At 57.3% G+C, this 15,031-nt stretch carries 11 protein-coding genes and 1 tRNA gene; 1 reads left to right on the forward strand and 11 read right to left on the reverse strand.

Annotation, left to right across the window (positions count from 1 at the left end; translation table 11 throughout):
• Window positions 1-26: 26 nt before the first annotated feature.
• Window positions 27-1,433 (forward strand): sensor histidine kinase, encoded by a 1,407-nt coding sequence (locus RUGAMON1_RS30425; protein WP_445234028.1) that lies wholly within the window; start codon window positions 27-29, stop codon window positions 1,431-1,433.
• Between the two features lie 12 nt (window positions 1,434-1,445).
• Here the strand turns inward: RUGAMON1_RS30425 and RUGAMON1_RS30430 are convergent, their stop codons facing one another.
• From RUGAMON1_RS30430 to RUGAMON1_RS30480, 11 genes are all read right to left on the reverse strand, one after another.
• Window positions 1,446-2,054: a helix-turn-helix domain-containing protein gene (locus RUGAMON1_RS30430; protein ID WP_117012696.1), complete on the reverse strand. Its 609-nt coding sequence runs from the start codon at window positions 2,052-2,054 to the stop codon at window positions 1,446-1,448.
• 363 nt (window positions 2,055-2,417) lie between these two features.
• Entirely contained in the window at window positions 2,418-6,650 is a 4,233-nt protein-coding gene (gene rpoC, locus RUGAMON1_RS30435; RefSeq protein WP_445234029.1) for a DNA-directed RNA polymerase subunit beta', read from the reverse strand.
• Between the two features lie 88 nt (window positions 6,651-6,738).
• On the reverse strand, window positions 6,739-10,845 hold the full coding sequence (gene rpoB, locus RUGAMON1_RS30440) for a DNA-directed RNA polymerase subunit beta (RefSeq protein WP_445234030.1): 4,107 nt from the start codon (window positions 10,843-10,845) through the stop codon (window positions 6,739-6,741).
• A 280-nt stretch (window positions 10,846-11,125) separates the two neighbouring features.
• The gene (gene rplL, locus RUGAMON1_RS30445) at window positions 11,126-11,497 is read right to left on the reverse strand and encodes a 50S ribosomal protein L7/L12 (protein ID WP_116993689.1); all 372 of its coding nucleotides are present in this window, start codon (window positions 11,495-11,497) and stop codon (window positions 11,126-11,128) included.
• 92 nt (window positions 11,498-11,589) lie between these two features.
• Window positions 11,590-12,129: a 50S ribosomal protein L10 gene (rplJ, locus tag RUGAMON1_RS30450; RefSeq protein ID WP_026334850.1), complete on the reverse strand. Its 540-nt coding sequence runs from the start codon at window positions 12,127-12,129 to the stop codon at window positions 11,590-11,592.
• A gap of 259 nt (window positions 12,130-12,388) precedes the next feature.
• Entirely contained in the window at window positions 12,389-13,084 is a 696-nt protein-coding gene (gene rplA, locus RUGAMON1_RS30455; RefSeq protein ID WP_445234031.1) for a 50S ribosomal protein L1, read from the reverse strand.
• 2 nt (window positions 13,085-13,086) lie between these two features.
• The gene (gene rplK / locus RUGAMON1_RS30460; protein WP_008444110.1) at window positions 13,087-13,518 is read right to left on the reverse strand and encodes a 50S ribosomal protein L11; all 432 of its coding nucleotides are present in this window, start codon (window positions 13,516-13,518) and stop codon (window positions 13,087-13,089) included.
• 121 nt (window positions 13,519-13,639) lie between these two features.
• Window positions 13,640-14,269: a transcription termination/antitermination protein NusG gene (nusG, locus tag RUGAMON1_RS30465; RefSeq protein ID WP_445234032.1), complete on the reverse strand. Its 630-nt coding sequence runs from the start codon at window positions 14,267-14,269 to the stop codon at window positions 13,640-13,642.
• Complete coding sequence (gene secE / locus RUGAMON1_RS30470; protein ID WP_008444107.1) at window positions 14,269-14,652, reverse strand: preprotein translocase subunit SecE; 384 nt, start codon at window positions 14,650-14,652, stop codon at window positions 14,269-14,271. The genes nusG and secE overlap by 1 nt, the downstream gene beginning before the upstream one ends.
• A gap of 35 nt (window positions 14,653-14,687) precedes the next feature.
• A tRNA-Trp gene (locus tag RUGAMON1_RS30475) sits at window positions 14,688-14,763 on the reverse strand.
• 66 nt (window positions 14,764-14,829) lie between these two features.
• A partial coding sequence (locus RUGAMON1_RS30480) for an EF-Tu C-terminal domain-related protein (protein ID WP_502806593.1) occupies window positions 14,830-15,031 on the reverse strand: 202 nt, incomplete at its 5' end.

Genomic DNA, 15,031 nt, shown 5'->3' on the forward strand with positions numbered 1-15,031 from the left:
CATCCAAAGTCCGTTGGAAAGAGCGCATGCACTCCCTATTGCCCGCCGTGGTCTCCCTGTTATTCCTGTGCTACGGCGCTTACGTGCTGCATTCGCGCGGGGTAAGCCGTATCAGCCTGACGTTCTTCCTGCTGTGCGCGACCACCTTCTGTTGGCAATTCACCTGGGCCGTGCTGTTCCAGATCCACGACGAGCATGAGGCGTTGGCGCTGGCCAAGCTGGGCTACCTGCTCATCCTCTTCCTGCCGACCACGCTGTACCATTTCATCGCCGAACTGACGGCGCAGCGCAGCGAGCGCCACTGGGTGGACCTGTCCTATGTGACCGCCGGCTTGCTGGGGGTGGTCATGCTGAGCACGGACTGGCTGATTGCCGGCCTCTATCCCTACTTCTTCGGCTACTACCCCAAGGCCGGGCCTTTGCACCCGCTGCACCTGGTGCAGACCGGCGTAGTGGTGGGGCGCGGGCTGTGGCTGCTCTACCGGCGCCAGCAACTGGCCGTGTCGACCGAGAAAAGCCGGCTGCGCTATTGCCTGGTCAGCCTGCTGATCTATTTTTTCGCCTCGGTCGACTATCTGTGCAATTACGGCGTGCAGTTCTACCCGCCGGGTGTGCTGTTCGTGGCGACCAGTCTGGGCCTGATTGCCCAGGCGATGGTGCGGCACAACCTGCTGGCCGACCCGATGGAGGTGGCCGCCACCATCGCCCACGAAATGCGCACGCCGCTGGCGACCATCCGCAACCAGTCGCGGGTGTTGGCCAAATGTTTGCCGGACTTGCTGGCCGGCTACCAGTGCGCGCTGGAAAACCACCTGATCGAGCCTATGTTGCAACCCGCACAACTGAATTACCTGAGCAAGCTTACCCAGCACATCGAGGCGGAAATCAGCCGTTCCAATTTCATCGTGGACATGATGCTGGCCTCGGCCCGCGCCGGCACCCTGAATCGCAACGACTTCGCCAACCACTCAATCAAGAAATGTGTCGACGAAGCCCTGGCCTGCTATCCGTTTGAAAGCTCGATGCGCGACAAGGTGGTGGTGAAGGCGGCCGAGGATTTCACCTTCTTTGGCTCGGATGTATTGCTGGTCTACGTTTTATACAACCTGTTTAAAAACGCGTTGCACGCGATTAAATCGGCGGGTCGGGGGGAAGTGGAAATTGCTTTTTTTACCCAGGGCAATAGCAAGCAATTACTGGTGACGGATACCGGTGCGGGAATACCGGATGATGTATTGCCGCATGTATTTGAACCGTTTTATAGCACCCGGCATAACGGCGGCGGTACGGGGATGGGATTGGCATTCTGCCAGCGCGTTATTACCGCATTCGGCGGAAAAATTCATTGCGAATCGCAGCCGGGGCGCTATACCCGATTTTCGGTATCATTCCCGCAAAAGCAGATATGGAATGCCGAGCGGGTGATGGATTAGTTCACTGCGGGATTAATTCACCGCGACTTCTTCGCCGCTGATTTTCTCCAGATCGGTTTCATCGCCCAACACGTATATCTTTTGCTCACGCAATACCTGGAGAATAAACGGCTGCTGTTCGCGCAGGCGGCGTTTAAAGTCGGGAATCGAATACAGGTTGGGATTGATTTTACGGCGCAATAAACGTTCGGCGACCGGCAGGCGCGACAATAGTTCGCCGTAGCTGGTGTTATCGCCGATCAGCATTAACTCCACCGGCGTGTCCATACCCTCGTGTTCCTTGGCCGTGGCGCCATAAACAAAAGCCACGTTCAGCACGTGTTGCAACGGCGCCAGCGCCGAATTCAGCACGCTCACCAGGCCGAAGGTTTTCTTGACCAGGTTGCTTAATTCCCCGAATACGATGCATTCCTTGTTGGGCTTAAAGCGCCGCACATTGCCGATGCGCTCGGACACGATAACGCCCGACTCATGCAGCCGTTTGAGCTCCCTCTGGGCCGAGGCGCTGCCCAAACCCGTCAGGCGCATGATCTCGTTCAAGTGGAAGCCTTGATTGACACGTACAAATAGCAAGCCCAGCAGCTTTTGCTGGGCGGGAGTGAAGAGTGCTTGAGCGATCATGAGCCAAATCTTAGCATGAACGCACTACTGTCTGGCATGTTTAACGTAGCGTTTCCGGGCTAACTTGCGTCACACCAGCGGGAAGGCCGAGCATGGCTCGCCGCCAGCACTCAATAACGCCCCAGTCAATGGACAAGACTCCGTGGGGCGGTAGCGCATACCTGCGCCATCTAAGATTCGGGTACGACATATTAAATCGGCTTGGCGCCGGTATAAGCGACGAACAGATATCGATTATCCATTCTGATTATCGATATTCGATTAAAGCTTTTAGCCATCGCTTATTGAAATTCGCTCATCGCAGCGCCAATAAAAAAACGGCACCCGAAGGTGCCGTTTTTATTTGCGGGGCTTAAAGCTGAATTACGCTTCGCCGTCGTGTGGAGTAACCGTTTCGGTGATTTCCACATCGCCGCTGGACATCGAGGCTTTCTCGGCCAGCAGCAGAGCTTGACGCTCTTCCACTTCCCAAGCCTCTTTCTCTTTGCGAGCGCGGTGGAATGCCAGACCGGTGCCGCCTGGAATCAGACGACCAACGATGACGTTTTCTTTCAGACCACGCAGACCATCGCGTTTGCCCATGATTGCGGCTTCGGTCAGAACGCGGGTGGTTTCCTGGAACGATGCGGCCGAGATAAACGAATCGGTCGACAGCGATGCCTTGGTAATACCCAGCAGAACGTTTTCGTAGGTTGCAGGGATCTTATTCTCTGCATTTACTTTGTCGTTTTCATCCAGCAGTTCCGAACGCTCAACCTGCTCGCCAACGATGTAGTTGGTGTCGCCGGCATTAACGATCTGAACGCGACGCAGCATCTGACGCACAATCACTTCAATGTGCTTGTCGTTAATCTTCACGCCCTGCAGACGGTACACGTCCTGCACTTCGTCAACGATGTAACGCGCCAGCGCTTCGATACCCAGCAGACGCAGAATGTCTTGTGGATCGGCCGGGCCGTCGACAATCATCTCGCCTTTGTTCACTACCTGGCCGTCGTGGACCAGCACTTGCTTGTCCTTGGTGATCAGGAACTCGTGCTTGTTGCCGTCCATGTCCGTGATTTCCAGACGCTGCTTACCCTTGGTTTCTTTACCGAAGGCAACAGTACCGGTCACTTCCGCCAGCATACCTGCGTCTTTTGGCGAACGTGCTTCGAACAGTTCGGCAACGCGCGGCAGACCACCGGTAATATCGCGGGTCTTCTGCGATTCGGTCGGGATACGTGCCAGCACTTCACCAACGGTCACTGCCTGGCCGTCTTTCACCATGATCAGCGCGCCAACCTGGAAGCCGATCGCCACGGCGTGTTCGGTGCCGGCGATCTTCACTTCGTGGCCTTCTTCGTTCAGCAGCTTGACCTGTGGACGCAGGGTCTTGGTCAGCGAACCGCGACGCTTGGCATCGATGACCACCAGAGTCGACAGACCGGTCACTTCGTCCACCTGACGGGCTACGGTCACGCCTTCTTCGACGTTCTCGAAACGCACCACACCGGCGTACTCGGTGATGATCGGACGGGTCAGCGGATCCCAGGTTGCCAGGGCCGTACCGGCCTTGATCACCAGACCGTCTTTGACGATCAGGGTCGCGCCGTACGGCACCTTGTGACGCTCACGCTCACGGCCGTGGTCGTCGGTAATCAGCACTTCGCCCGAACGGGAAATGACGATTTGCGCGCCCTTGCCGTTGGTGACGTAACGCATGGTCGAGGTGAAGCGGATGGTACCGTTCGACTTCGCTTCCACCGACGATGCCACTGCCGCACGCGACGCCGCACCACCGATGTGGAAGGTACGCATGGTCAGCTGGGTACCTGGTTCACCGATCGACTGCGCAGCGACCACACCGACGGCTTCGCCGGCGTTGACCAGCATGCCGCGGCCCAGATCGCGACCGTAGCACTTGGCGCACAGGCCGAAGCGCGTGTCGCAAGTGAGCGGAGTGCGAACCTTGACTTCGTCGATCGACAGACGCTCGATCTCTTCGACCATGTCTTCGTCCATCAGCGTGCCGGCTTCGTACAGCGTAGCCTGGGTCTCTGGGTTGATGACGTCGTTGACCACCACGCGGCCGAGGATACGGTCGCGCAGCGCTTCGATCACTTCACCACCTTCGACCATCGCCTTCATCAGCGTGCCGTTGGAGGTGCCGCAATCATCTTCGATCACCACCAGATCCTGGGTCACGTCGACCAGACGACGGGTCAGGTAACCCGAGTTCGCGGTTTTCAGCGCCGTATCGGCCAGACCTTTACGAGCGCCGTGGGTCGAGATGAAGTACTGCAAAACGTTCAGGCCTTCGCGGAAGTTCGCGGTAATCGGCGTTTCGATAATCGAACCGTCCGGTTTCGCCATCAGACCACGCATACCTGCCAGCTGGCGAATCTGCGCTGCGGAACCGCGGGCGCCCGAGTCGGCCATCATGTAAATCGCGTTGAAGGATTCCTGGGTGGACTTGGTGCCGTCACGCTTGATGACGTCTTCCACTTTCAGTTGGTCCATCATGGCCTTGCCGACTTCATCCGAGGTCTTGCCCCAGATGTCGACCACCTTGTTGTAACGTTCGCCGGCGGTGACCAGACCCGAAGCGTACTGCTGCTCGATCTGTTTGACTTCGGATTCTGCGGCCGAAATCAGCGTCACTTTTTGTGGCGGTACCAGCATGTCGTCCACGCAGATCGAAATACCGGCGCGGGTCGCCAGGCGGAAGCCCGACTGCATCAGTTGGTCAGCAAACACCACCGTCGCGCGCAGGCCGCACTTACGGAAGGACGTGTTGATCAGCTTGGAAATCTCTTTCTTCTTCAACGCGCGGTTCAGCACGGAGAATGGCAGGCCTTTCGGCAGGATTTCCGACAGGATGGCGCGGCCGATCGTGGTCTCGTAACGGGTCACGGTGCGGACGAATTCGCCCGTCACTGGATCCTTGGGATGCTCGACGATACGCACGGTGATGCGGGTGGTCAGTTCCACTTCCTTGTTGTCGTAGGCACGGATGACTTCCGACACGTCCTGGAACAGCATACCTTCGTTCTTGGCGTTGATCGCTTCGCGGGTCGCGTAGTACAGACCCAGCACGATATCCTGCGAAGGAACGATCGACGGTTCGCCGTTCGACGGGAACAGGATGTTGTTCGAAGCCAGCATCAAGGTGCGGGCTTCCATCTGTGCTTCGATCGACAGCGGCACGTGAACTGCCATCTGGTCACCGTCGAAGTCGGCGTTGAATGCGGCGCAGACCAGCGGGTGCAGTTGGATCGCCTTGCCTTCAATCAGGACCGGCTCGAAAGCCTGGATACCCAGACGGTGCAGCGTAGGCGCACGGTTCAGCATGATCGGGTGTTCGCGGATCACGTCTTCCAGGATGTCCCAGACGACCGGTTCCTGGATCTCGACCAGCTTTTTAGCGGCCTTGATCGTGGTAGCCAAGCCCATCAGTTCCAGCTTGTTGAAGATGAACGGCTTGAACAGTTCCAGCGCCATCAGCTTCGGCAGACCGCACTGGTGCAGTTTCAGCTGCGGACCCACCACGATGACCGAACGGCCCGAGTAGTCGACGCGCTTACCCAGCAAGTTCTGACGGAAACGGCCGCCCTTACCCTTGATCATCTCAGCCAGCGATTTCAGCGGACGCTTGTTGGCGCCGGTCATCGCTTTGCCGCGACGGCCGTTGTCCAGCAGCGAATCGACCGCTTCTTGCAGCATGCGCTTTTCGTTGCGCGTGATGATCTCTGGAGCGCGCAGCTCCATCAGGCGTTTCAGACGGTTGTTACGGTTGATGACGCGGCGATACAGATCGTTCAGATCCGAGGTCGCGAAACGGCCACCGTCCAGCGGTACCAGCGGACGCAGTTCCGGCGGCAGCACCGGCAGCACTTCCATGATCATCCACTCGGGCTTGATGCCCGAACGCTGGAACGCTTCCAGCACTTTCAGGCGCTTGGCGTATTTCTTGATCTTGGCTTCGGACTTCGATTCCTTCAGTTCCACGCGCAGGGTCTCGGCATCGCGGTGGATGTCGATCGAGCGCAGCAGTTCGCGGATACCTTCAGCGCCCATGAAGGCGGTGAAGTCGTCGCCGTACTCTTCGTACTTGGCGGCGTAGTCGTCTTCCGACATGATCTGGCATTTTTTCAGCGGGGTCATGCCTGGATCGGTCACCACGTATGCTTCGAAATACAGCACGCGTTCGATGTCCCGCAGGGTCATGTCCAGCACCATACCCAAACGGGATGGCAGCGACTTCAGGAACCAGATGTGGGCGGTAGGCGAAGCCAGCTCGATGTGGCCCATGCGCTCACGGCGCACCTTGGCGAGCGTGACTTCGACGCCGCACTTTTCGCAGATCACGCCGCGGTGTTTCAGGCGCTTGTACTTGCCGCACAGGCATTCGTAGTCCTTGATCGGGCCAAAGATCTTGGCGCAGAACAGACCGTCGCGCTCAGGCTTGAAGGTACGATAGTTGATGGTTTCCGGCTTTTTAACTTCGCCGTAGGACCACGAACGGATTTTTTCAGGCGAAGCGAGACCGATTTTGATCGCGTCAAAAGTCTCGTTCGTCTGTACTTGCTTGAATAGATCGAGCAGTGCTTTCATGTATCACTCCAGGTAGTGATGAATTCTTTAAACTGCCCCGCCGGCAACGACCGGCGGGGCCCGTGCTTGTGAAGATAAAGCCGAAGCCTTAGTTGCGTTCCAGGTCGATATCGATACCCAGGGAACGGATCTCTTTCACCAGCACGTTGAACGATTCAGGCATACCGGCGTCGATCACGTGGTCACCTTTGACCAGGTTTTCGTACACTTTGGTACGGCCGTTCACGTCATCCGACTTAACGGTCAACATCTCTTGCAGCACATACGATGCGCCGTATGCTTCCAGTGCCCACACCTCCATCTCACCGAAGCGCTGGCCGCCGAACTGGGCTTTACCGCCCAGTGGCTGCTGCGTAACGAGCGAGTACGGACCGGTCGAACGCGCGTGCATCTTGTCGTCGACCAAGTGGTGCAGCTTCAGCATGTGCATCACGCCAACGGTGACCTTGCGCTCGAACGCTTCGCCGGTGCGACCGTCGTACATCGTGACCTGATTCTTCGACGGCGTCATGCCCAGCTTGTGAGCGATGTCGTCCGGGTAAGCCAGGTCCAGCATGCGGCGGATTTCCGATTCGTGCGCGCCGTCGAACACCGGAGTAGCGAACGGAACACCCTTCTTCAGGTTGTTCGCCAGCTTCATGATCTCTTCGTCGTCGAACTGGTCCAGGTCTTCCGGACGGCCGTTTTCGTTGTAGATCACGGTCAGATACTTGCGCATCTCTTCGGCTTTGGTGTGCACCGCCAGCATTTCGCCGATACGGATACCCAGGCCCTTGGCTGCCCAACCCAGATGGGTCTCGAGAATCTGACCCACGTTCATACGGGAAGGAACACCCAGCGGGTTCAGCACCACGTCGGCCGGCGTACCGTCGGCCATGTATGGCATGTCTTCCACCGGCACGATACGGGAAACCACACCCTTGTTACCGTGGCGACCCGCCATCTTGTCGCCCGACTGCAGGCGGCGCTTAACGGCCAGATACACTTTGACCATCTTCTGCACGCCAGGTTGCAGTTCATCGCCCTGGGTCAGTTTCTTGCGCTTCTCTTCGAAGGCCAGGTCGAACTGGTGGCGCTTCTCGTTGATCGATTCCTTGATCGCTTCCAGCGCGGTAGCCGATGCGTCTTCCGCCGGGCGGATGTCGAACCAGTGGTACTTGTCCAGATCGGCCAGGTATTCCTTGGTGATCTTGGCGCCTTTGGCCAGCTTCTTCGGACCGCCGTTGACGACTTGGCCGATCAGCATTTTTTCCAGACGCTGGAAGGCATCGCCTTCAACGATACGCATCTGGTCGTTCAGGTCCAGGCGGAAACGCTTCAGTTCATCGTCGATGATCTGTTGCGCGCGCTTGTCGCGAACGATGCCTTCACGGGTGAAGACCTGGACGTCGATCACGGTGCCGATCATGCCCGATGGCACGCGCAGCGAGGTGTCTTTGACGTCCGATGCTTTTTCGCCGAAGATCGCGCGCAGCAGCTTTTCTTCCGGCGTCAGCTGGGTTTCGCCCTTAGGCGTGACCTTGCCGACCAGGGTGTCGCCCGCTTGCACTTCCGCGCCGATGTAGACGATACCGGACTCATCCAGACGAGCCAGCTGATTCTCAGCCAGGTTCGAGATGTCGCGGGTGATTTCTTCCGCGCCCAGCTTGGTATCGCGTGCAACGACGGACAGCTCTTCGATGTGAATCGAGGTGTAGCGGTCATCTTTGACGACGTTTTCCGAGATCAGGATCGAATCTTCGAAGTTCAGACCATTCCATGGCATGAAGGCCACGGTCATGTTCTGGCCCAGAGCCAGTTCACCCAGGTCGGTCGATGCGCCGTCGGCGATCACGTCGCGCTTGGCCACACGGTCGCCTACCTTGACGATAGGACGCTGGTTGATGTTGGTGTTCTGGTTCGAACGGGTGTACTTGATCAGGTTGTAGATGTCGACACCGACTTCGCCGGCGGTTGCTTCGTCATCGTTCACGCGAATCACGACACGGCCCGCATCGATGTAGTCGACGATACCGCCGCGCAGAGCCTGCACGGTAGTACCCGAGTCGACTGCCACGGTGCGTTCGATACCGGTACCGACCAGTGCTTTCTCTGGGCGCAGGCAAGGAACAGCCTGACGCTGCATGTTGGCACCCATCAATGCGCGGTTCGCATCATCGTGTTCCAGGAACGGAATCAGCGACGCTGCGACGGAAACGATCTGGCCCGGCGCCACGTCCATGTACTGGATGCGCTCTGGGGATACCAGGATGGTTTCGCCGGCTTCACGGGCCGAGACCAGCTCGTCGCTCAGCATGCCGCTCTTGTCGATGGTCGCATTCGCCTGGGCGATGATGTAGCGGCCTTCTTCGATGGCGGACAGGTAGTCGATCTGGTCGGTGATCTTGGAGCCTTCTACCTTGCGGTATGGGGTTTCCAGGAAGCCGTATTCATTCAGGCGGGCGTACAGCGCCAGCGAGTTGATCAGACCGATGTTCGGGCCTTCAGGCGTTTCGATCGGGCACACGCGGCCGTAGTGGGTCGGGTGCACGTCGCGCACTTCGAAGCCTGCGCGTTCGCGGGTCAGACCGCCAGGTCCCAGAGCGGAGACACGGCGTTTGTGCGTGATTTCCGACAGCGGGTTGGTCTGGTCCATAAACTGCGACAGCTGGGACGAACCGAAGAACTCGCGGATTGCGGCCGAGATCGGCTTCGAGTTGATCAGGTCGTGCGGCATCAGGTTGTCCGCTTCGGCTTGGCCGAGGCGTTCCTTGACGGCGCGCTCAACGCGCACCAGGCCGGCGCGGAACTGGTTCTCGGCCAGTTCGCCGACGCAACGTACGCGACGGTTACCCAGGTGATCGATATCGTCGACTTCGCCGCGGCCATTGCGCAGTTCCACCAGGATCTTGATCACGGCCAGCACGTCTTCGTTCGACAGCGTCATGGCGCCGGTCAGTTCATCGCGGCCGATGCGGCGGTTGAACTTCATGCGGCCCACGGCCGACAGGTCGTAACGGTCGGCGCTGTAGAACAGGCCGTTGAACAGCGCTTCGACCGAGTCTTCGGTTGGCGGTTCGCCAGGACGCATCATGCGGTAGATCGCGACACGGGCGGCCATCTGGTCGGCGGTGTCGTCGATGCGCAGGGTTTGCGAAATGTACGCGCCCTGATCCAGGTCGTTGGTGTACAAGGTCTGGATTTCGGAGATGTTGGCTTCGCGCAGGCGGCCCAACACGTCTTCGGTCAGCTCATCGTTGGCGGACGCGACGACTTCGCCGGTCTCAGGATCGACGATGTTCTTGGCCAGCACGCGACCCAGCAGGTAGTCTTCCGGTACCGAGATGTGCTTGATGCCGTTCGATTCGATATCGCGCACGTGCTTGGCGTTGATACGCTTGTCCTTCAGGACCAGCGTCTTGCCTTCTTTGTTGACGATGTCGAAACGCGCGACTTCGCCACGCAGGCGTTCGGCGACGAATTCCATTTCCGCGCCTTCGGAGCGCAGGTTGAAATTGTCGAACACGAAGAAGTTCGCCAGGATCTGCTCGTGCGACATGCCGATTGCTTTGAGCAGGATCGTCACTGGCATCTTGCGGCGGCGGTCGACGCGGAAGAACAGGATGTCTTTCGGGTCGAACTCGAAGTCCAGCCACGAACCGCGGTAAGGAATGATACGCGCGGAGAACAGCAGTTTGCCGGACGAATGGGTCTTGCCGCGGTCGTGCTCGAAGAACACGCCAGGGGAGCGATGCAGCTGCGAAACGATAACGCGCTCGGTACCATTGATGACGAACGAACCGGTGGTGGTCATCAGGGGCAGTTCGCCCATGTAGACTTCCTGTTCCTTCATCTCTTTGACGACCGGCTTGGTCGGCGATTCCTTGTCCAGGATCACCAGACGCACCTTGGCGCGCAGCGGCGACGCGAAGGTCAGGCCGCGCAGTTGGCATTCCTTGACGTCGAAGGCGGGGTCGCCCAGGACATACGACAGGAATTCGAGACGCGCAAAGCCATTGTGCGAAACGATAGGGAATATCGAGGTAAAGGCCGACTGCAGGCCGTCGTTCTTGCGTGTCGACGGTGCTACGTCTTCTTGCAAGAAACTATGGTAGGACTCGAGCTGGGTAGCCAGCAGGAACGGAACGTGGTGAACGTTGGCGCGCTTCGCGAATGATTTGCGAATGCGTTTCTTCTCAGTAAATGAGTAGTGCATGGACACTCCGTGAGTGACAGAAAGGATAAAAAATTCAGGTTTTGCCAGTGCAATGTGAGCCACTTCAGCAACAAGATCGGCTGCATGTCACACAGACGAAACCTGAAACTTCTACCATTTCCAGCTGATGATATAAAAACTGCTTAAAACTGCGGCGTTGGACAAACGCTACAAATACGACGAGGACGACAAAGGAGCCAAAGCCGGATTTCCTCCCTTTCGAGAGGAAATCCGCAGCTTTGGCTCGTGGCGCTAACTAACTAGCCGCCGTACAACTTGATTACTTCAGGTCGGCCTTGGCGCCAGCTTCTTCCAGCTTTTTCTTAGCGGCTTCAGCGTCAGCTTTCGACAGGGCTTCTTTAACGGTCTTAGGAGCGCCATCAACCACGTCTTTGGCTTCTTTCAGGCCCAGACCGGTGATTTCGCGAACTGCTTTAATCACGCCAACTTTGTTCGCGCCGACTTCGGTCAGAACAACGTTGAATTCGGTTTGCTCTTCAGCAACCGCAGCAGCAGCGCCGCCAGCTGCTGGAGCAGCCATTGCAGCGGCCGAAACGCCGAATTTTTCTTCGAATGCTTTGACCAGGTCGTTCAGGTCCATTACGGACATTTCGCTAACTGCGTTCAGGATGTCGTCTTTGCTAATTGCCATTTGAAACTCCAATAATTTTTTGATTCGTTAATACATCAGATTGGTACTTGAGAAAAGATCCGCCCGGCCCTCAGGCCGGAACGCAGCAGCTATTAGGCTGCTGCTGGGGCTTCTTCTGCGGCCACTTCGGCAACAGCTGGAGCACCTTCGGATTTTTTCGCTGCCAGAGCAGCCAGACCACGTGCAAAGCCCGACACCGGAGCCAGCATAACGCCCAACAACTGCGAGATGAGAACTTCACGGCTAGGAATGCTCGCCAACGCTGCAACAGCTGCTTTATCCAGCTGCTTGCCTGCGTAGTTACCTGCGGTGATGACCAGTTTGTCGTTGGTTTTAGCGAAGTCAGCGATGACTTTAGCTGCTGCAACGGCATCGTCCGAGATCGAGTAGATCAACGGACCGGTCATGCTGTCTGCCAGGCTGGCGAACTGCGTGCCTTCGACGGAGCGACGTGCGAGGGTGTTTTTCAACACTCGCAGGTACACGCCTTGAGCGCGCGCTTTGGCACGAAGTTGCGTCAAGTGAGCAACCTGGATGCCACGATATTCGGCCACGACGATAGTTTGCGCAGTTGCTACTTTTGCGGAAACTTCGGCGACGACGGCCTTTTTGTCATTCAGATTGAGACCCACGGTCAACCTCCTTAAATGATGACGGGCAAACTGCCTGCCATCGGTTCGAACAACGGCGTCCGAGGTTTAGGAGTCCAATGGACTACGAAACTTGATCGGGTACACCATCTGCGTTGGGTGAAAAATTCAATTAACCAGTTGCCTGCCTGATGCATCCGGCCCAACGGTCTTTGATTGCCTGGCCGCCGTTGCAAGCAACGACGACCAGCCCAAAGAACTGCCCTGCGCTTTGCAGCGCGGGGACTTAATTTTTTAAAACTTAAGCAGCCAGGGTAGTCTGGTCAACACGGACGCCAGCGCCCATGGTCGACGACAGCGATACCTTGCGCAGGTAAACACCCTTGCTGGTAGCTGGCTTGGCTTTGTTCAGTGCGTCGATCAGGGCAACCAGGTTGCTCTTCAGATCTGCATCAGCGAACGATTTGCGGCCGATGGTCGCGTGGATGATACCGGCTTTGTCGGTACGGTACTGAACTTGACCGGCTTTCGCGTTTTTCACGGCGGTAGCGACGTCAGGGGTTACGGTGCCGACTTTCGGGTTAGGCATCAGGCCACGTGGGCCCAGGATCTGACCCAGGGTACCAACGATACGCATGGTGTCTGGCGAAGCGATGACGATATCGAAAGGCATGTCGCCGGCTTTGACGCGCTCGGCCAGGTCTTCCATACCAACAACGTCAGCGCCGGCGGCTTTAGCCTGCTCGGCTTTTTCGCCCGAAGCGAACACAGCGACGCGAACGGTCTTGCCGGTGCCAGCTGGCAGCACGACGGAACCGCGAACGACCTGATCCGACTTCTTAGGATCCACGCCCAGTTGTACCGACACGTCGATCGATTCATTGAACTTGGCGGTAGCCAGTTCTTTGATCAGAGCGACTGCGTTGTCGAATGCGTAGGACTTGGTGCTATCAACTTTGGCTTTGATAGCTTTAGCGCGTTTGGACAGTTTTGCCATGATTACAGACCTTCCACCGTGATGCCCATCGAACGTGCGGAACCAGCGATGGTGCGTACAGCAGCATCCAGGTCGGCAGCGGTCAGATCAGGGGTTTTCAATTTAGCGATTTCTTCAGCTTGAGCGCGGGTCAGCTTACCGACTTTGTCGGTATGTGGCTTCGGCGAACCTTTGACAACGCCCGAGTGCTTCTTGATCAGGAAGGTTGCCGGAGGCGTCTTCATCACGAAGGTGAAGGACTTGTCGGCGAACGCGGTGATCACGACTGGGATCGGCATGCCTGGTTCCATACCTTGGGTCTGCGCGTTGAACGCTTTGCAGAATTCCATGATGTTCAGACCGCGTTGACCCAGAGCTGGACCGATCGGTGGGGATGGGTTTGCTTTACCAGCTGGTACTTGCAGCTTGATAAAACCAATGATTTTCTTTGCCATGATGGCTCCTATCTTGGATATGAGTAGTAGCGCCCCACCATGCGCATTTGCAGGGCGGGGCTCCTCTTTGCCAGATTTGTCGGGTTTTTACACCGTCGCCCGTTCTGGCGAACGGTGCTGCTTATACTTTTTCGACCTGGCCGAACTCAAGTTCCACCGGAGTAGCGCGGCCGAAGATGGTGACCGACACGCGTACCTTGGATTTCTCGTAATTGACTTCTTCGACATTGCCGTTGAAATCGGTGAACGGGCCATCCTTGATGCGGACTTGCTCGCCCACTTCGTACAGCACTTTCGGCCGTGGCTTCTCGACACCCTCTTGCATCTGCTGCATGATCTTGTCGATCTCGCGCGCTGGAATCGGGGTCGGCTTGTTCGATTTGCCGCCGATGAAGCCGGTCACCTTGTTGGTGTTCTTCACCAGGTGCCAGGTTTCGTCGGTCATTTCCATCTCAACCAGGACGTAGCCTGGGAAGAAACGACGCTCGGTGACGGACTTCTGACCGTTCTTGACTTCGACAACTTCTTCGGTCGGCACCAGGATCTGGCCGAACTGGTCCTGCATGCCGGCGCGCTCGACGCGTTCCGTCAGTGCACGCTGGACGCTTTTTTCCATGCCGGAATACGCATGTACAACGTACCAGCGCTTGTTGCTGACTGGTACGCTGATTGGCGCTGCTACAGCATCTTGTGCCGGCACTTCGCCCGGCACCGGTTCGCCGGCCGCCTCATCTTGCACATTTTCGCTCATTATTTTCGTATACCCAGAATGACGTCGTACAACAGGAACTCAAGTGTCTTGTCCGTGCCCCACAGGAACAGCGCCATCACCAGCACGAAGGCAAACACGATGCCCGTGATCTGGGTAGCTTCGCGACGAGTAGGCCAGACGACCTTTTTCGTTTCGCGCACGGCTTCTTTGGCGAAATTCAGGAATTCACGGCCAGTCGTCGAGGTCCACAAGAGCAGAACGGCAAAAGCCAAACCAGCTACAAGTGCGCCTGCGCGTACGAGAGCTGGTTTGTCTGACAGGTAATAAAACCCGACCACACCTGCGATTGCAACGGCTATTGCCAGAGCAACCTTAATCTTGTCATTCGACGTGCTGACGGTCTGCACGGATTGATTTGACATTTATATTTACTTTCGGTGCCCTGCACCTGAAACGGTGGCAGGGACGGAGGGCATCGAACCCCCAACCTTCGGTTTTGGAGACCGACGCTCTGCCAATTGAGCTACGTCCCTACGTAAAACTACAAAGGATATCGATTATACCACCAGAGACGCCCCTGGTGGTACGACCAGTATTCCTTAAGCGATGATCTTCGCTACAACACCTGCACCAACGGTACGGCCACCTTCGCGGATTGCGAAGCGCAGACCTTCTTCCATCGCGATCGGATTGATCAGCTTGACGGTGATCGACACGTTATCGCCTGGCATAACCATTTCTTTGTCCGCTGGCAGTTCGATCGAACCGGTCACGTCAGTCGTACGGAAGTAGAACTGTGGA

It is taken from the genome of Duganella rhizosphaerae, assembly GCF_040364205.1.
Classification (GTDB): Bacteria; Pseudomonadota; Gammaproteobacteria; order Burkholderiales; family Burkholderiaceae_D; genus Rugamonas; species Rugamonas rhizosphaerae.

What these genes read in the sequence shown, in the direction of transcription:
- RUGAMON1_RS30430 (WP_117012696.1), bottom strand. Translation starts at nt 2,054, where the DNA reads ATGATCGCTCAAGCACTCTTCACTCCCGCCCAGCAAAAGCTGCTGGGC.
- rpoB (WP_445234030.1), bottom strand. Translation starts at nt 10,845, where the DNA reads ATGCACTACTCATTTACTGAGAAGAAACGCATTCGCAAATCATTCGCG.
- rplL (WP_116993689.1), bottom strand. Translation starts at nt 11,497, where the DNA reads ATGGCAATTAGCAAAGACGACATCCTGAACGCAGTTAGCGAAATGTCC.
- rpoC (WP_445234029.1), bottom strand. Translation starts at nt 6,650, where the DNA reads ATGAAAGCACTGCTCGATCTATTCAAGCAAGTACAGACGAACGAGACT.
- RUGAMON1_RS30425 (WP_445234028.1), top strand. Translation starts at nt 27, where the DNA reads ATGCACTCCCTATTGCCCGCCGTGGTCTCCCTGTTATTCCTGTGCTAC.
- rplA (WP_445234031.1), bottom strand. Translation starts at nt 13,084, where the DNA reads ATGGCAAAACTGTCCAAACGCGCTAAAGCTATCAAAGCCAAAGTTGAT.
- rplK (WP_008444110.1), bottom strand. Translation starts at nt 13,518, where the DNA reads ATGGCAAAGAAAATCATTGGTTTTATCAAGCTGCAAGTACCAGCTGGT.
- nusG (WP_445234032.1), bottom strand. Translation starts at nt 14,269, where the DNA reads ATGAGCGAAAATGTGCAAGATGAGGCGGCCGGCGAACCGGTGCCGGGC.
- secE (WP_008444107.1), bottom strand. Translation starts at nt 14,652, where the DNA reads ATGTCAAATCAATCCGTGCAGACCGTCAGCACGTCGAATGACAAGATT.